This is a genomic window from Mycobacterium sp. D16R24, from assembly GCF_002013385.1.
In the GTDB taxonomy this organism is placed as follows: Bacteria; Actinomycetota; Actinomycetes; order Mycobacteriales; family Mycobacteriaceae; genus Mycobacterium.
Map to the genome: position 1 here is coordinate 69262 of NZ_MAEV01000009.1, position 22217 is coordinate 91478.

Consider the following 22217-nt stretch of genomic DNA (forward strand, 5'->3'; position numbering starts at 1 on the left):
CCGCTTGGTCCCCATCGTTCTCCCTTGTCCCGACCTTAAACGTCGCGTCGCTGCACCACGGCCAGGGCCGCAGCGAGCGTGATGACAACCACGGTAGCAAAGTAGATGAGAGAACCGGTCGTGCCCCAAACGAAGTCGACACCGTCCGAGGTGTACCAGGGCACACCGGTAAACCTGATGCCGTTGGCGAAAGGAAGAAAGGGCTGCAACGCCTTTCCAGCATCAGTGAGCCAGCCCAGCATCAATTCGAGCACCGTCGGCCACAAGAGGAGCACCGCAACAGCACCTGCGGTGTGCTTCAGCAACACTCCCACTGCTACCGCGAGAACGGCACACAAGAACGCGTACACGGTCACCGCGCCGATCGTGTTCCACACGCCGGGTCCGTCGAGTGCCAGGTTCGCACCCGCCACCGGACCAGCCATGGCACGTACCAACACGATCGAGGTCAGTGTGGTGACCGCGGTGACCACCGCCACCCAGAGGCCCGCCACCAGGGCCTTGGCGCCGATGACCGACAACCTGTTGGGCGTGGCCTGAAAGGTGGTTCGCACCATCGCGGTTCGGTTCTCGTTGGTCACCGTCATGGCGGCGAGCACCATCAGGAGCGGGACCCCGACAACGGTCGCCCCGCCCGCGGCGTCGCCAGCAGAGATCGGCGTATATATGGAAGCCGACCCACCCTGCAGGCCCGCTAATCCCAAACCCAATGCCACGGCGAGCAGGCTGCACCACACTGCCGAGCGAGAGGTGCAGACCTTGATCCGTTCGGCCGCGATAACCCCCATCAGCGGGCACCCTCCGCGTCGGCGGGCACATCGGTCGCGGTTTCCGGCGCCGCGTCATCAACCCGGCTGCGGTACTGCACGGCATCGTCGGTCAACGACAGATACGCATCCTCCAACGAAACCCGTTGTGGGGAAAGTTCGTACAACGTCACGCCGCGACGTGCCGCGAGCTCGCCGACCTGCTCGATGAGAGCACCGCTGACTTCCAACACACCGTCTTCCTTGCCTTGCACCGAGAACCCGCTTTCCTCCGCCGCCGCGCGCAGGGTGTCGATCTGGGGGCTGCGCACCCGCACCGCATCGGTGCCGGCCCGGCTCACGAACTCATGCATGGACGTCGCCGCGATGAGACGGCCCCGACCGATGACCACCAATTGGTCTGCGGTATTGGCCATTTCGGACAGCAGATGACTTGATATCAGCACCGTGCGTCCCTGCGCGGCCAGGCTTTGCATGAGCGTCCGGATCCAGTGGATGCCCTCGGGGTCCAGGCCATTGACGGGCTCATCGAACAACAGCACTCGGGGATCACCGAGCAGCGCCACTGCGATGCCCAACCGCTGGGACATCCCCAGCGAGAAGGTGCCGGCGTGCCGACCGGCAACTTCGGTAAGCCCGACCATCTCCAGCACTTCATCCACGCGTTGGGAGGGAATGTCATTGGCGGCGGCGATCCATCGCAGGTGGTTGCGTGCCGACCGGTTGGGGTGAAACTGCTTGGGATCCAACAGCGCACCGACCTCGCGAAGCGGATGGTCGATCTCGTGGTACTGCTTACCGCCGATCGTCGCCGTCCCGGAGGTGGGACGTGCGAGCCCGACGATCATGCGCAGCGTGGTCGACTTACCTGCCCCGTTGGGGCCCAGGAACCCGGTCACGACGCCCGGCTCGACGGTGACCGAAAGGTCGTCGACCGCCGGGGTCTGCCCATACACCTTGGTCAGCGACCGCAGTTCGATCATGCGGCCCACTATGCCAGCTATTGCTGCGTGCTTCCGTCCGGATCCGGACTGGAGGCCTGCGCCCAAAAACGGCGGGGTATGCGACCAGCGTGACGGGCGAGGTGGCCGGCGGTCACGGCCGCCGCCATCGCCGCGGCCATGCGTTCGGGATCGGCAGCGCGGGTCACGGCCGTCGCGAGCAGCACGGCATCGCAGCCAAGTTCCATCGCGAGGGCGGCGTCGCTGGCGGTGCCTATTCCCGCGTCCAGGATCACCGGCACTCCCGCCGACGCCACAATCATCTCGATGTTATGTGTGTTGGTGATGCCCAACCCGGTACCAATGGGGGCCCCGAGCGGCATCACCGCCACGCATCCCACGTCTTCCAATCTGCGAGCCAGCACCGGATCATCGTTGGTGTAGGGCAGTACCACGAACCCGTCATCGACAAGCTGCTCGGCCGCACGCACCAACTCGACGGCATCGGGCAGGAGGGTGCGCTCGTCAGCGATGACCTCCAACTTGATCCAGTCGGTCTCGAGGGCCTCGCGCGCCAGCTGCGCGGTCAGCACGGCCTCCGCCGCACCCCGGCACCCCGCGGTGTTCGGCAACGGCATGATGTCCAGCCGCTTGAGCAGATCCAGCACTCCGGTGCCGCCGGCGGCATCGACTCTGCGGATCGCGACAGTGGTCAACTCGGTACCGGAACCGAGTAGCGCCCGTTCCAGAATCGAGAGATTCGCGGCACCCCCGGTTCCCATGATCAGCCGGGAACCGAAGGATCGGCCCGCGATACACAGCGGCTTGTCAGCACTGACCACCGCGCCTATCCCCCCTGCACCGCGGTGACGACGTCGACCAGGGCACCATCGGAAACGGTGGTGTCCCAGTCGGATTTGGGTACCACTGTGTGATTGACGGCCACCGCGATGCCGCACTCGGGAAAGCCCAGCTGGTCGAGCAGCTGCCAGATGTTGGCACCCTCGGCGACCTCACGCGCATCACCATTTACCTGAATGTTCATCGGGCCTCCTGACTATGTGCCTTCTCGAACCGGCGGGGATCGACGGCGGCCGGCGACTCGCCACCGTCAAGCAGCGCCCCTATTGTCTTCGCCGTCCACGGCGCGAGGAGAAATCCGGACCGGCCATGCCCGGCGGCCACGAGGGTGCGGTCATCGATCCTGCCCACCAAGGGCAGATTGTCCTCGGTCATCGGGCGAAGACCCGCCGCGCATTCGGCGAATTCGTACTCGCCCAGACAGGGCAGCACCGCGCACGCGTCGTCCAGCAGGTCTCGCACTCCCGCCACGGCCGGCGCGGTGTCGTGGCCGTGCTCGTACTGCGTGGCGCCGACGACGACGCCGTCCTCCCGGGGCACCAGGTAGACGTGTCGCCCATGGACCCGCGCCCGGATGACATGCGTAGGGGGCGGCATCGCACCGGGACGTCGTCGCAGCCGCAGCACCTCACCCTTCACCGGGCGAACCGGCAGATTCGCGAGCGTCGCCGCCGCCACCCCATTGGCGACCACGATCTGGCCGCAGGGCACCTCATCGACCTTGGCAACCGGCGGGCCCCTTCGCACGCCGAGTGCCTCGCAATCGTCGGTCAGGGCATGCAGCACCTTGCGATTGTCGACGGCGAGTTCCTCAGGCGCGGTGAATCCGCGGCGGATGTTCTGCGCCAGCAGCGGCTCGACATCCCGGGCGTTGGCGGTCTCTGCGACGGTATGGCCCTGCCCGGCCAGCCAGTCGATCATCGTGCGCAGCTCGCCGACATCAGCGGTGTCGACGGCCACGGTAAGCGACCCTCGCGCGGTGATCACGGCGCTTTCCACGTCATCGTCGATGAAGCCGTCCCGCCAGATCCCGAGGGATTCGATACCCAGATCCAGCAGGTCATCCTCACCGGGCCACGCCTCGCTGTACGGCGCGAGCATCCCGCCCGCCACCCATGACGGGCCCTTGCGGCCGTCATCGTGAACGGTGACCCGCCAACCGCGACGGGCAGCTTCACGTGCCACGGAAAGCCCGATGACACCGCCGCCGATCACGGCCACCGAGCCTTGTTGAGACGACATCACAATCGGAGTCACTCCCTTCGCCGGCATGACCCGGATCAGGTCGGACGGTCAGGGCTGGATTCGTTGGCCCACTCTCAGCCCGCTCATCCCGGGGCTCCCGCGTTACTTACACCTACAACGCTAGCGTCTTCGACTATGCACCCGCGTTCGACCCGTCTTGAGTCCGCTCACCTCTATCTCTGCACCGATGCCCGTCGGGAGCGCGGCGATCTCGCCGAGTTCGTCGACGCCGCCCTCGCCGGTGGGGTCGACATCGTGCAGCTGCGCGACAAGGGCTCGGTGGGTGAGCAGCAGTTTGGACGCCTCGAGCCCAGCGAGGAGCTCGAGTGTCTGGCGATTCTCGGTGCCGCCGCGGCCCGTCACGGTGCACTGTTTGCGGTCAACGACCGCGCCGATATCGCCCGGGCAGCGGGGGCCGACATCCTGCACCTCGGCCAGGACGACCTGCCTCTTTCGGTCGCCCGGGAGATCGTCGGACCGGATGTGCTGATCGGCCGGTCAACCCATGACGCCGACCAGGCCGCGGTGGCCGCCGACGATGACGAGGTCGGCTACTTCTGTTGCGGACCGTGCTGGCCGACGCCCACGAAACCGGGCCGCACCGCGCCCGGGCTGGGTCTGCTGAAAGCAGCGGCCGATCTCGGGGCTTCTCGGCCCTGGTTCGCGATCGGCGGCATCGACGAGGCGCGGGTGCCCGAAGTGGTCGCCGCCGGAGCATCACGAATCGTCGTCGTCCGCGCGATCACCGCGGCAGCCGATCCCCGCGCGGCGGCAGCGTCGCTTCGCGAGCTGGTCCTTCACCGAGTGTGAAGCTGCGGCGGAATTTCAGCCGAATCGTCGCCGTAGCTTCACGCTCGGCGTGAGCGTCGGGGCCAGATCTGCGCGGGGGCGTCCGGATACTTCGCCTTCCAGCCCACCCATGGCACTTCGGTGGGCCCGATCGCGCTCTCGAGAATGGTCCACTTCGGCCCGGTCTTTCTGAGTAGGCCTTCATACCCCGTTGGGTTGGTGCCCTCTGTGTCCTGCAGCTGACCGTCGATGAGCGCCCAGTCGTCAGCACTCGTGAACCTCTTCACGTCGAGTTTGACGGGTTTACCTAGGTCAGCCTCGACGCGGGTGAGCGCGGTCGCCACCACCTCGTTGCGGTCACCCGGCCCACTCTCGGCTTTCTCTGAGCTGCAGGCGCCGATCAGAACGCTCGTGACCATCCCCAACGTCAGAAGAAATTCGATGCGCATAACCGCACGCTAGGGCAGTTGCCAGGCGAAACGCCCGGGCTCGAGCTCGACCGTGCCGTGCCCGGCGAAGCTATTCGATGTCCCCAGAAGCGTTTCGACAACCCGCAGCATCGGCCAGGCCGATTTGAACCCGGGATGCAACCGCATCCCCTCGATTTTTTCCTCGGGCACCCACCGCAGCTCGGTGCTCTCGTGATTGGGCTCCGTGGGCAACAACTCGGCGGCATCGGCAACGACCGTGGTGTACGTCCACTGCGCCTGACCATCAATGCGTTTCGTCACCACCGAAGAACGGATGGTCATCGCACCGGGCGCGATCCCCGCCTCTTCGGCCGCTTCCCGAAGCGCGGCCTGCTCGGCGGACTCATGGCTGTCCCGCGCACCCCCGGGCAATGCCCAGGTACCACCCTGATGGCTCCACCAGGCGCGATGCTGCAGCAGGACAGCGGGCTGGCCGCTCGCCAGTGGTGCGCGCAACAGCAAACCTGCCGCACCGAACCGTCCCCAGAATCGTGCACCCGTGTCAGCGACAACCCATCCGTCACCGTCGCCACGCACAGAGTCCACAGTAGAGCCACCAAAGGCTAAATATGCTCTTAGACTTTCCATTAAGGCCGGGGAGAGGAAGGTAAGAGGTGACTGTCGGGACGACGCGGTTAGCGCACCCGTCGACCGAGCCCGTCGGCGCGACCACACCGGTCGTGCCGGCTCATCCGTGGTGGTGGTTCCTCAAGTCCACACCCGGCAAGATTCTGATGCTCGGTATCGTCCTGGCCACCGCCGGCGTGCTGTCCGCGGTGGCCACTTCCGCGAGCGTGCAGAACCGGCAACTCGCCCTGAGCACGGTGCTCAATCACACCGAACCCTTGGCGTACTCGGCCGGACAGCTGTACAGCACCCTGTCGGTCGCCGATGCCGCCGCGACCACCGCGTTCATCGCGGGCACCGAACCGCAGGGTGTCCGCGAACGGTATGAGCAGGCGATCACCGATGCCTCGACCGCGCTTGTCGCCGCTTCCAGCGGTCTGACCGACAGACCGATGCAGGAGCTGCTGAGCCGGATCAACGCCGAGCTGTCGGTCTACACCGGATTGGTCGAGACCGCGCGCACCAACAACCGGGCGAGCAATCCCGTGGGCGCCTCGTATCTGAGTGAGGCGTCCGCACTGATGCAACACACGATCCTGCCCGACGCGCAGCGCCTCTACGAGGAAACGTCCAACCGCGTCGACCAGGAGACGAGCGCATCCACTCGGGTTCCCTTCCCGGTGATCGTCATCGTGCTGGGCACCATGATCGGCGGAGTCTTCGGCCATCGCTGGTTGTCCAAGAAGACCCGGCGCATGGTCAATCCCGGCATGCTGGCCGGTGGCGCGGCGCTACTGCTTATGGTGGTTTGGGTGGGTATCGCATTGGCCGTCTCCGCCTCGCTGGGCACCGACGCGCGCAATGGCGGCGCTCATTCACTGAAAACCATCACCCAACTGGTCATCTCGGCCCAGCAGGCCCGCGCCGATGAAACGCTTGCACTGATCCGTCGCGGCGACGAGAACGTCCGCAAGAAGTCGTACTACGACCGCATTGACGAGATGGAACACAAGATCGGCGAGTACCTGACGAATCCGGATGCCATCGCCCGAGCGGACCTGGAGCGGGCGCAGCAGCTGCTCACCAGGTGGCGACTGGCGGATGACCGCATCAACGCCTACATCGGCGTCGGCAACTACCAAGCCGCGACCCAGGTGGCTCTGGGCAGCAGTGAATCGGACTCGACGCCGGCCTTCGACAGTCTCGACGCGGCGCTACGCAACGGCGTGCAGGACAGCCGGCGTCAGCTCCGCTCGGGCGTCCTCAACGCCGAGCGCGCCTTGACCTTGTCCTCGGCGGGAGCATTGATCCTCTCGGTGGGCGGTGCGATCTGCGTGGGAGTCGGCCTGTGGCCGAGGCTGAGCGAGTACCGATGAGCGGCGAAGTGTCGCAGGGCACGGCACGCAGGCTCGCGGCGTTGGCGCTCATCGCCACCGTGCTGGCCGGATGCTCGACGCCCGAGAATTCCACCCCGCTGCCGCAACTCACCGTGCCGAGGCCGACCCCGGCCGAGATGACCGAACAGGAACCCAACCGGGCGCTCCTGGACAAGGTGGACACCTCATGTGACCCGACAGCGAGCCTGCGGCCCACCAATGACAGGGCCGCCAATGACGATGCGGTCGCGGCGATCCGCAAGCGTGGCCGGCTCATCGTCGGGCTGGACATTGGAAGTAACCTCTTCAGCTTCCGCGACCCGATCACCGGTGAGCTGACCGGATTCGACGTCGATATCGCCGGAGAGATCTCCCGCGATATCTTCGGTACCCCCGAGCGCGTGGAGTACCGGATCCTGTCCTCGGCGGATCGCGTCGCCGCCCTGAAGAACTCGACCGTCGACATCGTTGTGAAGACCATGACCATCACCTGCGCACGGCGCAAGGAGGTCAACTTCTCGACGGTCTACCTGATGACGTACCAGCGGATTCTGACCTCACGCGATTCGGGTATCACCAACGCACAGGACCTCTCCGGCAGACGTGTGTGCGCCGCGCGCGGCACCACCTCCCTGAACCGGCTCTCGCAGATCACGCCGCCCCCGGTCATCATGTCGGTGGTGACGTGGGCGGATTGCCTTGTGGCACTACAGCAGCGGCAAGTCGATGCGGTGAGCACGGACGACTCGATCCTCGCCGGCCTGATGTCCCAAGACCCCTATCTACACATCATCGGGCCCAACATGAGCGATGAGCCGTATGGGATCGGCATCAGGCTCGAGAACACCGATCTAGTCCGGTTCGTCAATCGCACCCTTGAGCGCATTCGGCGCGACGGAACATGGAATGCCCTGTACCGCAAGTGGTTGAGCGTGCTCGGGCCCGCACCCGCACCGCCGAGCGCAAGGTACCGGGACTGATGAGTGAAGATCCCGATGGCCAGGAAGACGAACCGGCCAACAACGCACCCGAGGACGAGGGCCCCGGCACACGGCCCGCATCCCTCGCGGACCTAGACGCCGACTCCGCCTCCACGATGCGGCCCATAGCCACTCAGGCCGTGTTCCGCGCACCGGACTCCACTCAGCCCACGACACAACCCACCACCCAGCCCGAGGCCCGCGCCACCACCACCCGGGTTCGGCTCTCCCCCACCCGCCGGCTCGGTGGCGGACTGGTCGAGATCCCCCGCGTTCCGGAAATCGATCCGCTGGCCGCCTTGATGACCAACCCCGTTGTCGAGGAATCCAAACGGTTCTGCTGGAACTGCGGTAAGCCGGTGGGGCGCTCAACCGACAGCAGCCCCGCACAGAGCGACGGCACCTGCCCCGCCTGCGGCTCCACCTTCTCCTTTCTGCCACAACTGAATCCGGGCGACGTAATCGCCGGACAGTACGCCATCAAGGGCTGTATCGCCCACGGCGGTTTGGGATGGATCTACCTCGCGGTGGATCGCAACGTGAACGACCGGCCGGTGGTGCTCAAGGGCCTGGTGCACTCCGGCGACGCCGAGGCACAGAACATCGCGATGGCCGAGCGACGCTTCCTCGCCGAGGTGGCGCATCCCTCGATCGTGAAGATCTTCAACTTCGTCGAGCACCCGGACCAGGATGGGAACCCGGTCGGGTACATCGTGATGGAGTACGTCGGCGGCACCTCGCTCAAGCAGCCCAAGGGCAGCACCCTTCCTGTCGCACAGGCCATCGCCTACATGCTGGAAATCCTTCCCGCACTGGGATTCCTGCATTCGGTCGGACTCACCTACAACGATCTCAAGCCCGAGAACATCATGATCACCGAGGAGCAACTCAAACTCATCGACCTGGGTGCGGTGGCCTCGCTGAACGCCTACGGCAACCTGTATGGAACTCCCGGCTATCAGGCACCCGAGATCTCCAAGACCGGCCCCACAGTCGCTTCGGACATCTACACGGTGGGGCGGACCCTCGCCGTGCTGACCCTGAGGATGCCCACCCGCAAGGGCCGATACAAGGACGGCTTGCCGGGCGAAGACCCGGTGCTCACCAAATACGACTCCTACCACCGGCTCTTACGCCGGGCCATCGATCCCGATCCCGCCGCGCGATTCGGCAGTGCCGAGGAGATGGTCACCCAGCTGGTGGGGGTGCTTCGCGAGGTAGTGGCACTGGACTCGGGCACCCCACGGCCGGGTATGTCCACACTGTTCAGCCCGTCTCGGTCGACGTTCGGGGTTGACCTGCTGGTGGCGCACACCGACGTGTACGTCGATGGGCTGGCCCATCCGCCCAGCCTTACGGCGCCGGATATCGTGACGGCCCTTCAGGTTCCACTTCTGGATCCCACCGATGTGGGCGCCGCGATCCTGCAGGCAACCGTGCTGAGTCAGCCTATCCAGACCCTCGAATCACTGAAGGCCGCGCGCCTGGGCCGGATCGACGCCGACGGTGTGGATCTGACCGAATCGATGGAGCTCCCACTGATGGAGGCCCGCGCGCTTCTCGATCTGGGCGATGTCGCCAAGGCCAACAGCAAGCTCGATCAGCTCGAAGACCGGGTGGGCACACCGTGGCGGCTGACCTGGTATCGCGGCATGGCGGCACTTCTCAACGGCGACTACGACCAGGCCACCAAGCATTTCACCGCCGTCCTGGACTACCTGCCGGGTGAGATAGCCCCCAAGATGGCACTGGCCGCGACCGCCGAACTTGCCAGTGACGAGAAGAATCTCGACTTCTACCGCACCGTGTGGTCCACCGACAACAGCGTCATCTCCGCGGGCTACGGACTGGCCCGGACCCTGGCCGCACGCGGGGAACGGGCAGAGGCGGTACGCATGCTCGACAACGTGCCCCCCACCTCGCGCCATTTCACCACCGCGCGCCTCACCAGTGCTGTCACGCTGTTGTCCGGCCGCACCCTCTCGGAGGTCACCGAGGACGATATCCGCGAGGCGGCCCGCAGGGTCGAGGCGTTACCCGAGACCGAGCCGCGCGTGCTGCAGATCAGGGCGCTGGTGCTCGGGACTGCACTGGACTGGATCAAGACCAATCATTCGACGGGACACCACATCCTGGGTGTTCCGTTCACCAAACGCGGCCTGCGCCAGGGTGTCGAGAGAAGCCTGCGGGCACTGGCACGCCGGGCCACCGAACGAGCCCACCGTTACGCGCTGGTCGACTTGGCCAACTCCACGCGCCCGACCTCACTGCTCTAGAGCCGCCCCACCGCCGCCCTGGCGATGGCCAGTTCCTCATTGGTGGGCACCACCAGCACCGTCACCCGTGAAACATCGGTGGATATTCGGCGAATCTCACTAGATTGCACCAGATTCCGCTCGGAATCAAGCTCTATACCGAGCACTTCCAGCCCGGCCATCGCGTCGGCTCGCAGCACCGCGTCGTTCTCCCCCACCCCGGCGGTAAACGAGATGATGTCGGCGCCACCCAATGTCGCGAGGTAGGCACCGATGTACTTGCGGAGCCGATGCACGTACACGTTGTAGGCGAGCTGCGCCGCGGCGTCCCCGGCCTCGATCAGCCGATGAATCTCGCGAAAATCGTTGGCGCCGCACAGCCCGAGCATGCCCGAGCGACGGTTGAACACCGTGTCGATCTCGTCGATGCTCATGCCATGGCGGGCCAGATGGAACACGATGCCGGCATCGATATCACCGGTGCGGGTACCCATGACGAGACCCTCCAGCGGAGTGAGCCCCATCGAGGTTTCCACGGCGCTGCCACCACGAATCGCCGATGCCGACGCCCCGTTGCCCAGATGCAGCACAATCTGGTTGATCTCCGCATACCCCCGCCCCAAGAAACCGGCCGCCTGCTGAGACACATACTGATGCGAGGTACCGTGGAATCCATAGCGCCGCACGCCATACCGTTCGGCGACTTCACGATCGAGCGCGTAAATCGCTGCCGCGGGCGGCAGGCTGTAAAAGAACGCGGTGTCGAACACCGCCACCTGCGGCACGTCGGGGAGCAGGCGCCGAGCGACCTCGATGCCCTGCACACCGGCCGGATTGTGCAACGGCGCCAGTGAGGACAGCTCGGCGATCTGCGCGACCACCGCATCGTCGAGCACCGTTGGCTCATGGAACTTTTGCCCGCCGTGCACCACGCGATGGCCGACCACTTCCACGTCGTCGGTATCGATGGAGTCGAACACCAGCCGCAGCGCCTCTTCGTGATTACGAATCGGCTCCTCGCCGATGCGCTCCACCAGCCCGTGGGCGTCGACCCGGCCCGAATCCGGTTCGATGAGCTGATATTTCACCGAGGACGAGCCACAGTTCAGAACGAGTACTGCGCTCATCGGGTCAGGTCCTGTGCCTGGATCGCGGTGATGGCCACGGTGTTGACGATGTCCTCCACCAACGCCCCGCGGGACAGGTCGTTTATGGGCTTGCGCAACCCCTGCAGGACCGGCCCGATGGCGATGGCACCGGCACTGCGCTGCACGGCCTTGTAGGTGTTGTTCCCGGTGTTGAGGTCCGGGAAGATCAGCACCGTCGCACGTCCGGCGACCGGGGAGTCGGGCATCTTGGTGGCCGCCACCGAGGGCTCCACTGCCGCGTCGTATTGGATGGGACCCTCCACCAACAACTCCGGTTGCCTGGCGCGCACCAGTGCGGTGGCAATGCGCACCTTTTCGACCTCGGCACCGCTGCCGGAGTTTCCCGTCGAGTAGGACAGCATCGCAACGCGCGGGTCGATACCAAACTGTGCGGCGGTCCGCGCCGAGGAGATGGCGATATCGGCCAGCTGCTCGGAGGTCGGGTCGGGCACGATGGCGCAGTCGCCGTAGGCGAGGACGCGGTCGGCCAGGCACATCAAGAAGATGCTGGACACTGTAGAAACATCCGGGTTGGTCTTGATGATCTCGAAGGCCGGTCGGACGGTATGCGCGGTGGTGTGCGCCGCACCCGAAACCATGCCATCGACGATGTCGTTGTAGACCAGCATGGTGCCGAAATATGAGACGTTGCGCATGATCTCGCGCGCCCGATCGGCCGTCATGCCCTTGTGCTTGCGCAGCTCGAAATACTGGCCCGCGAACTGCTCGGCGAGCTCGCTCGTCTTCGGGCTGAGGACCTGGGCATTCGAGATATCGACACCGAGTTCGGCAGCGCGGGAACGAATCTCGGCTTCTTCGCCCAGGATTGTCAGATCCGCCACCTGACGTTGTAGCAGCCGTCCGGCCGCCTTGAGAATCCTGTCGTCATCGCCCTCGGGCAGCACGATGCGCTTGCGGTTATCTCGCGCCCGGTCCAGCAGTTGATATTCGAACATCTGCGGCGTGGTGACGGACGGTATCGGGATGGCAAGCTGCGCGATGAGATCCGCACCGTCGACATACCTGTCCATCAGCGCGAGCGCGGTGTCGATCTTGCGGGCGGAGGCAACGGTCACCCGGCCACGGGCATGCGCCGCTGCACTCGCGGTCTCGAACGTCCCCGAATCCGTCGCGATGATCGGCAGCCTCAGCCCGATCCCGTCCACCAGGTCGGCGATCCGCGGATGCAGCTTGAGCCCGCCGTTCAAAATGATGGCGGACAGTGACGGAAATCCTTCGGCCACATGAGCACTCGCCACCGCCACCAGCACATCGGAACGGTCCGCGGGGAAGATGACGGCCTGACCCTCCTGCAGTCGTTCCAGGCAATGTTCGGCCGTCATACCCGCGACCATGAAGCTGGTGGCCTCACGCGACATCAGCGCCTCGTCACCGCTGACCAACGAGCCGTTGACCGCCGTCATGAGTTCTTCAACCGAGGGCGAGAACAGCAGCGGCACCTCGGGCAGCACCCAGGCGGGCTTGTCGAACCGCGACAACGCCTGGCGCACCTCGTCCAGCTGATCGGAGTCGCACCGGTTGGCGACGATGGCCGCGGTGTGCGCACGCTGAACCTTGAGCTCTCCGAGGCAGACCTCGGCAAGAGCAGCCACCTCCTCGGGAGTCCGATCGAATCCCTTGATGATCAACAGAACCGGGGCGCCGAGATTGACGGCGATGCGTGCGTTGGTGCTCAGCTCGCTGGGGCTGGCGACATCCGTGTAGTCGCTACCGACAATCACCACGGCATCGCAGCGCTCCGCCACCGAGTGGTATCTGTCGACGATCGCGGCGATCGCCGCGTCCGGATCCTGGTGCACGTCGTGGTACGAGACGCCGAGACAATCCTCATAGGCGATGTCGGCGGTGCTCTGCTCCAGCAGCAGTTCCAGGATGTAGTCCACACTTTCCCCGGACCGCGCGATGGGGCGGAAGACGCCCACGCGCGCCACCGTTGCGGCCAGCCGATGCATCACGCCCAGTGCGACGGTGGACTTTCCGGTGTCTCCTTCGGGCGAGGCAATGTAGATACTCGATGCCTTCGGCTCAGTCATGCACGCCTTCCTACGCGAGTGAATCGCAGTGTCAGAATCCTGAACGGACGCACTGTCAGTTGAATATCGCTCACCCAGAGTTTGATCGCATCCGGGTACTCGATCGGCCGCTCAAGAAGATCGGTGACGGCTACCCCGTCGTGGCTGAAATTCGCATGGACGGTCACGTCAGCCCGCCCGCCGCGCGACTCGTACAACCGCACGATGACATCGCCCGAGCCGTCCAGCGCCAGCTTCACCGATTCCACCACCACGGCCGGGTTATCCAGGCTGACAAGCGGTTCGATGTTCTCTACCGCGCTGTCGACGACCCTCGGGTCAAGGTTGCGCCGATATCCCTCTTCGACCGCGTCGCCGATCAACGCGCCCGGCCGCACCGAGAACTTCAGCCGATGACGTCCTTGGTCGCAGTCCGGATCCGGGAAGAGCGGGGCGCGCAGCAGCGACATCCGCACAAGGGTGGTGGATCCGCGTCGGCTGATGTCGTACCCGTAGGTGGAATCGTTGGCCACCGCCACCCCGTAGCCGGATTCGCCCACATGTACCCAGCGGTGCGCGCATATCTCGAACTTGGCTTCGTCCCATGAGGTGTTGGCGTGCGTGGGCCGATATACATGGCCGAACTGAGTTTCCGATGCCGACCGGTCGGCCTGCACATCGAAGGGGAAGGCCAGCTTGAGCAACTTTTCGGTTTCGTGCCAGTCGATGTCGATGTCGATGTCCAGTGCGGGCGACCCTGCCCGCAGTGTTATCCGTTGCACCACATACGAATTACCGAATGTCCGCTCGATGACCAGCACGCCGTCCACGACGGCGACCGAGTCCGCCGACGTGAGATTGGTGACGGTGTTCCGGTAGAAGCCGTCGATATCCCAGGCGTCCCATTGGTTCGGCGTATCGCGGTGCAACTGCAGCAGATTCCCGGGGGCGGCCATGGCCTCGCGGCCGGTGGCAGCGTCGACGAGCGAGACCAACAGCCCGTCGGCGTCGAAGGTAGCGGCGAGAATCCCGTTGTCCAGCAGGAATCCTCCCCCGGTTTTCGCGGGAGTGACCGGCCGCGGCTCGGCAGCGGCGGCAGCGCCCAGTGCGGGTACCCCGTCGCGATCGTGCGGCGCGGCATTGAAGATCAGCCTGTGGTTACCCTTACCCGCCAAGGCCCGCGTCGCCGATCCGATGATGGTTTCGAGTCTTTTCGCGATGGCCGCATAGTTCCGCTCGGCGTCGCGGTGAACCCAGGCTATGGAGCTGCCGGGCAGGATGTCGTGGAACTGCTGCAGCAGCACCAGCTTCCATATCTCGTCCAGCTCGACGTATGGGTACTCACAGCCGGTGCGCACCGTGGCCGTGGCCGCCCACAGCTCAGCCTCACGCAACAAGTGCTCGCTGCGACGGTTGCCCTGCTTCGTGTTCGCCTGCGAGGTGTAGGTGCCGCGGTGCAGCTCCAAATAGAGTTCACCGGACCAGCGCGGTGGGTTGACGTACTCGGCTTGAGCGGCGGCGAAGAACTCTGCCGGGGCACCCAGGGACACCGTCGGGGAACCTTCCAGGGAACGCTTTCGCGTGGCATAGGCCAGCATTTCACGCGTGGGGCCGCCGCCACCGTCGCCGAAGCCGAAGGGCACCAGCGACATGGTGCCCGCACCGGAGTCGCGATAGTTGCGCTGGGCATGGGCGAGGTCGCCGCCACCGAGGTCGGAGTTGTAAGTGTCGACGGGCGGGAAATGCGTGAACACGCCGGTGCCGTCGATCCCCTCCCAGATGAAGGTGTGATGCGGCATCCGGTTCACCGAGTTCCAGGAAATCTTCTGTGTCAGAAAGTATTCCGAACCTGATGCGGCAACGATCTGGGGCATGGCCGCGGAGTAGCCAAACGAATCGGGCAGCCACACCTCCGGGGTATCGATCCCGAACTCGTCGAGAAAGAACTGCTTGCCCGCCACGAACTGGCGTGCCATCGCCTCCGCCCCGGGCATGTTCGTGTCGGCCTCCACCCACATGCCGCCCACCGGAATGAACTGTCCCGCAGCGACCTTCTCCTTGATACGGGCGAACAGCGTGGGATAGGTGTCCTTGATCCACGCGTACTGCTGCGCCGAGGAGCAGGCGAAACGGAAATCGGGATGCCGGTCCATCAGATCGACCATGTTCGAGAAGGTCCGCGCGCACTTGCGGACCGTCTCACGCACCGGCCACAACCAGGCGGAGTCGATATGGGCGTGCCCGACAGCGGTAATCCGGTGGGCGCTGGCGTACGCGGGGCGCGCCAGCACCTCGGCAAGTTCGGCACGTCCGGCGGCCGCGGTGCCCGCGAGATTATCGGGATTCACCGTGTCCAGCGCACGTTCCAGGGCGCGCAGGATCTCGTGTCGGCGCGGCAGATCCTCGGGGAGCGTATGCATCAGCCCGTCAAGGGTGGCGATGTCCTGCTGCAGCCCCCACAGGTTCAGGTCGCGCAGCGCGAGATCGATACCACCCAACCGATACAGCGCCTCGTCGCCGGAGGTGGCCTTGTCCCCCAACGGCATAGGTGACCAGAAGTGCTTACCGATGTCCGGGTTGGCGGCGGCCTCGATGTAGAAGTCCACCGGGGCATCCGGATCGTCGATGGGCACGAACGCGTTGCGCGGCGCGATGCCCTTCACCACGGTGCCGTCGGGCCGGTACACCAGCCCCTCGGCGTTGAAACCCGGTCCTCCGGTGAAGCCGAGTTCCACCCTCATCTCCGGGGCACCCTCGGAGCGACCGCGCCACTGCTGCGGAACGGTTCCCGTCACGTGCAGCCACATCGTCGACCACGGTGGTCCCCAGGGCGTCCCGGGAGTGATCTCGGTGAAGTCCTGCGCCACCGCCTCGGCGAACGGCACGGGCTCCCCGGGCACGGTCCACGCCGTCAGCGTCAGCGGTGCCGAATCTACATAGACGGCACTGTTCAGGCGCTTGTCGACAAAACGCCGGATGCGGTCCTCAACGATTCGCCGGTCGTCATGCATGAACTGACCCTATCGGCTAACTATTTCGCTCTAGGCACTCTCGCCCAGACGGACCGTCACCGTCACGCGGCCACTGTCGTCTTTTCGTGCGATTCCGTAACCGGGCACATCAACTCCGTTGAGCCGGAGCTGCAGCGGCCTGCCCTCCCCGAGGAAGTTGCGCCACCATCTCTTGCTTTCGGGGATGCCGACCCAGATCACGATGTCGTCTCCCGAGCGCCAGTAGTTCACGGGCGTGCTGACGATCTGCCCGGATCGGCGGCCGGTGTAGGTGACAACGGTGAAGTACCGGCCCGCCAGGCTGCGCAGCCCCGGCACGTTCAGAGCTATCACCGGCACGGTGTTGACCGCGTCGACAAAGCGTCGAAGTAGGGAACTCATCAGTGCCTAACGGTCTTCGCGCGAGCGCTCATCCCAGCTTCCGCAACCGGGGTTCGAGGTCGTTTTTGAACAGTTCCAGGAACCGCTTCTGGTCGTGACCGGGCGCGTGGAACACCAGGTGGTTCAGGCCCCAGCCCACGTAGTCGGCGACCTTGGCGACCGCCTCATCCGGGTCGGAGGCGACGATCCAGCGCTTGGCGACCTGCTCGATGGGCAGCTCGTCGGCGGCACGTTCCATCTCGATGGGGTCGTGGATGCTGTGCTTCTGCTCGGGAGTCAGCGACAGCGGCGCCCAGAAGCGGGTGTTCTCCAGTGCCTTCTCCGGATCCGGGTCGTAGGAGATCTTGATCTCGATCATCCGGTCGATGTCGTCGAAAGATCTCGACGCAGCCTCCGCGCCTTCGTGGACGGCGGGGATGAGCTTGTCCTTGTACAACTCCTCGCCCTTGCCGGAGGTACAGATGAATCCGTCACCGGCGCGTCCCGCGTACTTGGCCACGACGGCGCCACCGGCGGCGATGTAGACGGGGATGCCGCCGGAGGGCACGTCGTAGATGGCAGCACCCTTGGTGCGGTAGTACTCGCCCTCAAAATCAACACGCTCACCCGTCCACAGCTCGCGCATGAGCCGGACGGACTCGCGCAGCCGCGCGAAGCGCTCCTTGAACTCCGGCCACTCACCGATGAACCCAGTGGCGATCTCATTGAGCGCCTCACCGGTACCGACACCCAAGAAGATGCGGCCCGGGTACAGGCAGCCCATGGTGGCGAAGGCCTGCGCGGTGACGGCCGGGTTGTACCGGAATGTCGGGGTCAGCACCGAGGTACCGAGCTGCAGGCGCTGGGTGCGCTCGCCCACGGCGGTCATCCAGGCCAGCGAGAACGGAGCATGACCACCGTTGTATCGCCACGGCTGGAAATGATCGCTCACGGTGGCACTGTCAAAACCGTGCGACTCGGTAGCGACCGCCAACTCAACGAGCTCACGCGGCGCGAACTGCTCCGCCGACGCCTTATATCCCAGCTTCAGTTCCCGTGCCATCCGCGCGCTCCTCGCCTCAAGGGTGCTTACCGCTCTTCGCGCAAGCGGCTCATCGCAAGTTCTCCAACCACCCTAACCAAGGACTCATTACTCTCTATTTCATGGTCGAGATCACCCAGGTCAGCGACGCCGTGCACGTAGTCAACGGGGAGGCGGTCAACTGGGTGATCGCATCGGACAGCTCGGGAGTCACACTCTTCGATTCGGGCTATCCGGGAGATCGTGACGACGTACTGAAATCGATTGCGGCGCTGGGGCACAAACCTCAAGACGTGCGGGCGGTGGTACTCACGCACGGACATATCGACCACATGGGGACGGCGATCTGGTGGGCCGCCGAACATGGCGTCCCGGTGTATGCCCACAACGCCGAGTTGGGCAATGTGCGGCGCGACTACGTGGATCAGGCCGAATCTTTGAGGGTGGTGCTGAATCTGTGGCGGCCCGGATGGCTGCCGTGGGTTATCCACGCGATGCGTCTCGGAGCCGGGGTCCGTGACGGCATTCCGACGGCGGCTCCGATCGGTCCCGAGCTCGCCGATCTGCCGGGCGCGCCCGTGCCCATCCCGACACCCGGGCATTCCGGCGGTCACTGCTCGTACCTGGTCGCCGGCCACGTACTGGTGGTCGGGGACGCCATCATCACCGGGCACCCGATCGCGACCCGTTCGGGACCTCAGCTGCTGCCCACACCATTCACCAGAGACATGGAGCAGGCGCGCCGCAGCGCCGAAGCGCTTGCCGACGTAGATGCCGATGTGCTGGCTCCCGGGCACGGTCCGGCATGGACGGGGTCACTGCGCGACGCGGTCGAGATCGCCCTCCGCCAGTGAGGTGACGGCGTCGAGCCCGAGATGCTCGCGCAGGGTCTCACCTTCGTACTCGGTGCGGAAGGCGCCGCGCTCCTGCAGCAGCGGCACCACGGTGTCTACGAAGTCATCGAGCCCGGCGGGTGTCAGATGCGGGACAAGGATGAAGCCATCGCAGGCATCGGCCTGGATGTAGCGGTCCACCTCCGCCGCCACCTGTGACGGGGTGCCGATGAACTGCTGGCGCGAGGTGACCTCCTTGATCAGCTCGCGGATCGACAGGCTCTTGGCCTCCGCGAGCTCCCGGTACTTCGCGGCAATCTCCCGCGGATCGCCGTGGCGTGCCTTGCCACGGGTGATCGACTCGTCCCCGGTCGGCTCCACGTCCGGCAACGGCCCGTCCGGGTCGTATCCGGAGAGATCACGACCCCAGACCTGTTCGAGATAGGCCAGGGCGGTCTGCGGGCCCACCTGCTGGTCCCTGATGTACGCCGCCTTCTCGATCGCCTCCTGTTCGGTATCACCGAGGACGTACGTGACGCCCGGAAAGACCTTGAGTTGATCCGGGTTTCGACCGTGCGCGACGGCACGGGCCTTGACGTCGGCGTAATACTTCTGCCCCGCGGGAATCGAGGAGTGGATGGTGAACAGCGCGTCGGCATGCTTGGCGCCGAAGTCACGCCCGTCCGCGGAATCCCCTGCCTGCAGCAGCACCGGATGCCCTTGCGGAGATGTCGGTGCGGTCGCCACACCGCGGACGGTGAACTGCGGGCCCTTGTGGTTTACCGGGTGGATGTCGTTGTCCCAGCTGTCCCAGAATTCGCGGGCCACCGTGATGAATTCCTCAGCCCGGTGGTACCTGTCGGCGTGGTCCAGGAAACCGCCGCGCCGGAAGTTCTCACCGGTGAATGCATCGGACGAGGTGACCATGTTCCAGCCCGCACGCCCGTCCGTCAGATGATCGAGAGAGGCGAACTGCCTTGCCACATTGAAGGGTTCGTTGAAGGTGGTGTTGATGGTCCCCACCAGTCCGAGCCGCTCGGTGACGGCGCCCAGCGCGGACAGCACCGTGAAGGTATCGGGCCGACCGACCACATCGAGGTCATGGATCCGGCCCCGATGCTCACGCAATCGCAGGCCCTCGGCGAGAAAGAAGAAGTCGAACAGTCCACGCTCGGCGGTGCACGCCACATGCACGAAGGAAGCGAAATCGATCTGACTCCCCGACGCGGGATCCGACCATACCGTGGTGTTGTTAACCCCCGGAAAATGCGCGGCGAGGTGAATCGACTTGCGGTGTATGCCTTCCCGGACTTGGGTGTCCGTCATCAGATCAGCCCCCATTCCTTGGCGATGAGTTCGTAGGACCTGCGCCGGTCCTCGTGCCGGTGGGTGATGGAGGTGATGACGAGCTCGTCGGCACCGGTCACCCTGGCCAGCGTGTCCAGCCGCTCGGCGACCTGACCGGCATCGCCGACGAATTGAGTGACGATGCGATCCTCCGAATGACGGCGTTCCTCCTCGGTAAGTGGTTGTGCACCATCGGGATTGGGGTACGGAATGGCTCCATACCCCGACCGGATCGAGTGCACCCAGCGGCCAAACGTACTGGTGAGGTGGGCGGCGGTGTGCTCGTCCTCGGCGGCCACGGCATCAGCCGAGACGATGACATACGGCTCGGCCAGCGCTTTCGACGGCCGGAACGCCTCGCGGTACGCCTCGACCGCCTCCAGGGTGGACCAGGGGGTGACATGGTAATTCGCCACGAACGGTAGACCACGCCGCGCCGCCACCAGAGCCGATTCGCCCTTGCTGGAGCCGAAGAGCCATAGCGGAAGATCGGCGCCCTCACCCGGACGGATATGCAGCGCAACACCTTCCGGGCTGACATAGGTGCCGTCGAGGAATGCCTGAATATCGGACACCTGCTGGTCGAAGTCGGCGAGCTGCGCGCCCGGCTGCTGGAGGGCGGCAACGGTGGCCCGCAGCTTTGGGTTGTCTTTGATGCCGAACTCTGTCGGCGCCTGCGGGATGAACAACCCGTCTACCTCATGTGCCGGCGCCGGTTCGGGCTTCTGCTCGTTTCCGGCGAGGCGGTCCCTGATGCGATGACCCGTGCGCCCGAGCCCAAGATCGATGCGCCCCGGGTAGAGCGCATCGAGGATGCCGAAGCTCTCCACGACTGCGGCGGCCGTAGTCGAGGCCACCTGAACGGCACCGGCACCCACCCGGATCCGTCGGGTGGCGGCGGCGATATGGGCGATGACCAGAGCGGGAACAGTGCTCGCCACCGCGACGAAATGATGCTCGGCGAGCCAGTATCGCCGGTATCCCCATTGCTCTGCGTGCTGGGCCAGGTCGATCGAGTTGCGTAATGCCGCCGTGGCGTCCGATCCTTCGCTGACCGGAGACAAGTCCAGAACCGAGAGTGGGACGTTCATGCCGACTTCCTTGCGTAGCGGTTGGTGGCGGTGGGCAGGCCGAGCCGGTCGCGCAGCGTTCCGTTTTCATACTCGGCGCGGAACCCGTGATGGGCCTGAAGAAGGGGCACGAGTTCGTCAACTATGACCGGGACGTCCAGCGCATTGACCGCGGGACGCAGGCGTACACCGTCGATGCCCCATTCGTGCCATTGGGCGATGAGTTCGGCCAGCTCGGGGGCTCGGCCTGTGAAAATGGCTGCATCCGAATGGAACTCATCCTCACGGCCGAATGAGACCACGAGATCCGCCAACACCTTGATGACGCGATGACCTGCCGTGTTGTGCAAGCGGGCGGGGATCTCGGCGGCGGAGGCCCCGTCGTGCGGGGTGACGAAGACGACGTCGGCGTTCTTGGCGGCGAAGGCCTGCCCGGGGCGGCTGCGCGCCAATGCCGCAATCACGGATTGCCCCTGCGGGGACCTGGGCGTGATGGAGGGCCCCTTCACCGAGAAGAACCGGCCCTCGAATTCGATGTAGTGCAGCTTGTCCCTGTCGATGAAGCGCCCCGCCGCCACGTCTCTGATCTCGGCGTCGTCCTCCCAGCTGTCCCATAACCGTCGAACCACCTCCACGGAGTCCGCGGCCTCCTCCAGCAGGTCTTGCAGTGGCAGCACCTTGGTGCGGCCGAACGCGTCCGCCTCGTCCCCGGTATCGGCGATGGTCACCTGCCACCCAGCCCGGCCACCGGACACGATATCCAGGGTGGCAATCGATTTGGAGATGTGAAACGGCTCGTTGTGCGTGGCCGGTGCGGTGGGGATGAGTCCGATATGCGTTGTCGTCGGGGCCACGCGCGCGGCGGTCAGTATCGCGTCGAGACGGCCGCCGGAAGTACGCGCGAACGAGTCCTCGAATGTCACGAAATCCAGGAGCCCGCGCTCGGCGAGCTGCACCTGCCGGGTCCAATACTTGCCGGTCAGGGGATTGCCGGCATGCTTATCCGCGTCCGGATGCCAACCGTGTCCGTCCAGAGCCAGCCCAAGCAGTGTCGTCACGCCCGTTTCAACGGCTACGGCCGGCACAATGACGGCGTTAATCTCAGCCTGAGGAAAAGGGCCC

General features: G+C 65.3%; 20 protein-coding genes and 1 riboswitch. Of the genes, 5 read left to right on the forward strand and 15 right to left on the reverse strand.

Annotated elements, in window-relative coordinates:
• Positions 1–35 precede the first annotated feature (35 nt).
• The 5 genes from B4383_RS07565 to thiO form a co-directional block, all read right to left on the reverse strand.
• Positions 36–788, reverse strand: coding sequence for an ABC transporter (locus B4383_RS07565; RefSeq protein WP_078290203.1), 753 nt, complete (start codon positions 786–788; stop codon positions 36–38).
• Complete coding sequence (locus B4383_RS07570) at positions 788–1750, reverse strand: ATP-binding cassette domain-containing protein (protein WP_078290202.1); 963 nt, start codon at positions 1748–1750, stop codon at positions 788–790. The genes B4383_RS07565 and B4383_RS07570 overlap by 1 nt, the downstream gene beginning before the upstream one ends.
• Before the next feature lie 17 nt (positions 1751–1767).
• Positions 1768–2529 (reverse strand): thiazole synthase, encoded by a 762-nt coding sequence (locus tag B4383_RS07575; protein WP_286143785.1) that lies wholly within the window; start codon positions 2527–2529, stop codon positions 1768–1770.
• A 26-nt stretch (positions 2530–2555) separates the two neighbouring features.
• Complete coding sequence (gene thiS, locus B4383_RS07580) at positions 2556–2753, reverse strand: sulfur carrier protein ThiS (RefSeq protein WP_078290201.1); 198 nt, start codon at positions 2751–2753, stop codon at positions 2556–2558.
• Entirely contained in the window at positions 2750–3811 is a 1062-nt protein-coding gene (thiO, locus tag B4383_RS07585) for a glycine oxidase ThiO (protein ID WP_078290200.1), read from the reverse strand. The genes thiS and thiO overlap by 4 nt, the downstream gene beginning before the upstream one ends.
• Positions 3810–3925, reverse strand: a riboswitch (TPP riboswitch). Its footprint overlaps the gene before it by 2 nt.
• 24 nt (positions 3926–3949) lie before the next feature.
• On the opposite strand from thiO, the gene thiE reads away from it, so the two are divergent.
• Positions 3950–4624 carry a thiamine phosphate synthase gene (gene thiE, locus B4383_RS07590; RefSeq protein ID WP_078290199.1) on the forward strand — a complete coding sequence of 225 codons (675 nt, stop codon included), beginning with the start codon at positions 3950–3952 and terminating at the stop codon, positions 4622–4624.
• Positions 4625–4662: 38 nt separating this feature from the next.
• Here the strand turns inward: thiE and B4383_RS07595 are convergent, their stop codons facing one another.
• Both B4383_RS07595 and B4383_RS07600 read right to left on the reverse strand, forming a co-directional pair.
• Positions 4663–5052: a hypothetical protein gene (locus B4383_RS07595; protein ID WP_078290198.1), complete on the reverse strand. Its 390-nt coding sequence runs from the start codon at positions 5050–5052 to the stop codon at positions 4663–4665.
• Between the two features lie 9 nt (positions 5053–5061).
• Complete coding sequence (locus B4383_RS07600; protein WP_078290197.1) at positions 5062–5610, reverse strand: NUDIX domain-containing protein; 549 nt, start codon at positions 5608–5610, stop codon at positions 5062–5064.
• Positions 5611–5687: 77 nt separating this feature from the next.
• On the opposite strand from B4383_RS07600, the gene B4383_RS07605 reads away from it, so the two are divergent.
• From B4383_RS07605 to B4383_RS07615, 3 genes are read left to right on the forward strand one after another with little or no spacing between them, the layout of a single operon-like run.
• Complete coding sequence (locus B4383_RS07605) at positions 5688–7016, forward strand: hypothetical protein (RefSeq protein WP_078290196.1); 1329 nt, start codon at positions 5688–5690, stop codon at positions 7014–7016.
• Positions 7013–7996, forward strand: coding sequence for a glutamate ABC transporter substrate-binding protein (locus B4383_RS07610; protein WP_078290265.1), 984 nt, complete (start codon positions 7013–7015; stop codon positions 7994–7996). The genes B4383_RS07605 and B4383_RS07610 overlap by 4 nt, the downstream gene beginning before the upstream one ends.
• Positions 7996–10272: a serine/threonine-protein kinase PknG gene (locus B4383_RS07615; RefSeq protein WP_078290264.1), complete on the forward strand. Its 2277-nt coding sequence runs from the start codon at positions 7996–7998 to the stop codon at positions 10270–10272. The genes B4383_RS07610 and B4383_RS07615 overlap by 1 nt, the downstream gene beginning before the upstream one ends.
• Here the strand turns inward: B4383_RS07615 and B4383_RS07620 are convergent.
• Genes B4383_RS07620 through fgd form a run of 5 tightly spaced genes read right to left on the reverse strand, consistent with a single transcriptional unit; the run spans position 10269 to position 17866 of the window.
• On the reverse strand, positions 10269–11378 hold the full coding sequence (locus B4383_RS07620) for an acetate kinase (protein WP_078290195.1): 1110 nt from the start codon (positions 11376–11378) through the stop codon (positions 10269–10271). The genes B4383_RS07615 and B4383_RS07620 overlap by 4 nt on opposite strands.
• Positions 11375–13453, reverse strand: coding sequence for a phosphate acetyltransferase (gene pta / locus B4383_RS07625; protein ID WP_078290194.1), 2079 nt, complete (start codon positions 13451–13453; stop codon positions 11375–11377). Before pta ends, B4383_RS07620 begins: the two co-directional genes overlap by 4 nt.
• A complete protein-coding gene (locus B4383_RS07630) occupies positions 13450–16443 on the reverse strand; it encodes a glycoside hydrolase family 38 C-terminal domain-containing protein (protein WP_078290193.1) in 2994 nt (997 codons plus the stop codon). The genes pta and B4383_RS07630 overlap by 4 nt, the downstream gene beginning before the upstream one ends.
• 30 nt (positions 16444–16473) lie before the next feature.
• Positions 16474–16824, reverse strand: a complete 351-nt coding sequence (locus B4383_RS07635) for a nitroreductase/quinone reductase family protein (RefSeq protein WP_078290192.1) — start codon at positions 16822–16824, stop codon at positions 16474–16476.
• Between the two features lie 28 nt (positions 16825–16852).
• A complete protein-coding gene (fgd, locus tag B4383_RS07640) occupies positions 16853–17866 on the reverse strand; it encodes a glucose-6-phosphate dehydrogenase (coenzyme-F420) (RefSeq protein WP_078290191.1) in 1014 nt (337 codons plus the stop codon).
• 101 nt (positions 17867–17967) lie between these two features.
• Between fgd and B4383_RS07645 the strand changes: the two genes are divergently transcribed.
• Positions 17968–18699 carry an MBL fold metallo-hydrolase gene (locus B4383_RS07645; RefSeq protein WP_078290190.1) on the forward strand — a complete coding sequence of 244 codons (732 nt, stop codon included), beginning with the start codon at positions 17968–17970 and terminating at the stop codon, positions 18697–18699.
• On the opposite strand, the gene B4383_RS07650 is transcribed toward B4383_RS07645, so the two are convergent.
• From B4383_RS07650 to B4383_RS07660, 3 genes are read right to left on the reverse strand one after another with little or no spacing between them, the layout of a single operon-like run.
• Complete coding sequence (locus tag B4383_RS07650; RefSeq protein WP_139360614.1) at positions 18661–20004, reverse strand: NtaA/DmoA family FMN-dependent monooxygenase; 1344 nt, start codon at positions 20002–20004, stop codon at positions 18661–18663. The genes B4383_RS07645 and B4383_RS07650 overlap by 39 nt on opposite strands.
• Entirely contained in the window at positions 20004–21116 is a 1113-nt protein-coding gene (locus B4383_RS07655; RefSeq protein WP_078290263.1) for an LLM class flavin-dependent oxidoreductase, read from the reverse strand. Before B4383_RS07655 ends, B4383_RS07650 begins: the two co-directional genes overlap by 1 nt.
• Positions 21113–22153 (reverse strand): LLM class flavin-dependent oxidoreductase, encoded by a 1041-nt coding sequence (locus B4383_RS07660; protein WP_078290188.1) that lies wholly within the window; start codon positions 22151–22153, stop codon positions 21113–21115. Before B4383_RS07660 ends, B4383_RS07655 begins: the two co-directional genes overlap by 4 nt.
• Positions 22154–22217 lie beyond the last annotated feature (64 nt).

Coding starts and splice junctions, on each gene's coding strand:
- B4383_RS07565 (WP_078290203.1), bottom strand. CDS start 788: ATGGGGGTTATCGCGGCCGAACGGATCAAGGTCTGCACCTCTCGCTCG.
- B4383_RS07570 (WP_078290202.1), bottom strand. CDS start 1,750: ATGATCGAACTGCGGTCGCTGACCAAGGTGTATGGGCAGACCCCGGCG.
- thiS (WP_078290201.1), bottom strand. CDS start 2,753: ATGAACATTCAGGTAAATGGTGATGCGCGTGAGGTCGCCGAGGGTGCC.
- thiO (WP_078290200.1), bottom strand. CDS start 3,811: ATGTCGTCTCAACAAGGCTCGGTGGCCGTGATCGGCGGCGGTGTCATC.
- thiE (WP_078290199.1), top strand. CDS start 3,950: ATGCACCCGCGTTCGACCCGTCTTGAGTCCGCTCACCTCTATCTCTGC.
- B4383_RS07595 (WP_078290198.1), bottom strand. CDS start 5,052: ATGCGCATCGAATTTCTTCTGACGTTGGGGATGGTCACGAGCGTTCTG.
- B4383_RS07610 (WP_078290265.1), top strand. CDS start 7,013: ATGAGCGGCGAAGTGTCGCAGGGCACGGCACGCAGGCTCGCGGCGTTG.
- B4383_RS07615 (WP_078290264.1), top strand. CDS start 7,996: ATGAGTGAAGATCCCGATGGCCAGGAAGACGAACCGGCCAACAACGCA.
- B4383_RS07620 (WP_078290195.1), bottom strand. CDS start 11,378: ATGAGCGCAGTACTCGTTCTGAACTGTGGCTCGTCCTCGGTGAAATAT.
- pta (WP_078290194.1), bottom strand. CDS start 13,453: ATGACTGAGCCGAAGGCATCGAGTATCTACATTGCCTCGCCCGAAGGA.
- B4383_RS07630 (WP_078290193.1), bottom strand. CDS start 16,443: ATGCATGACGACCGGCGAATCGTTGAGGACCGCATCCGGCGTTTTGTC.
- B4383_RS07635 (WP_078290192.1), bottom strand. CDS start 16,824: ATGAGTTCCCTACTTCGACGCTTTGTCGACGCGGTCAACACCGTGCCG.
- fgd (WP_078290191.1), bottom strand. CDS start 17,866: ATGGCACGGGAACTGAAGCTGGGATATAAGGCGTCGGCGGAGCAGTTC.
- B4383_RS07645 (WP_078290190.1), top strand. CDS start 17,968: ATGGTCGAGATCACCCAGGTCAGCGACGCCGTGCACGTAGTCAACGGG.
- B4383_RS07650 (WP_139360614.1), bottom strand. CDS start 20,004: ATGACGGACACCCAAGTCCGGGAAGGCATACACCGCAAGTCGATTCAC.
- B4383_RS07655 (WP_078290263.1), bottom strand. CDS start 21,116: ATGAACGTCCCACTCTCGGTTCTGGACTTGTCTCCGGTCAGCGAAGGA.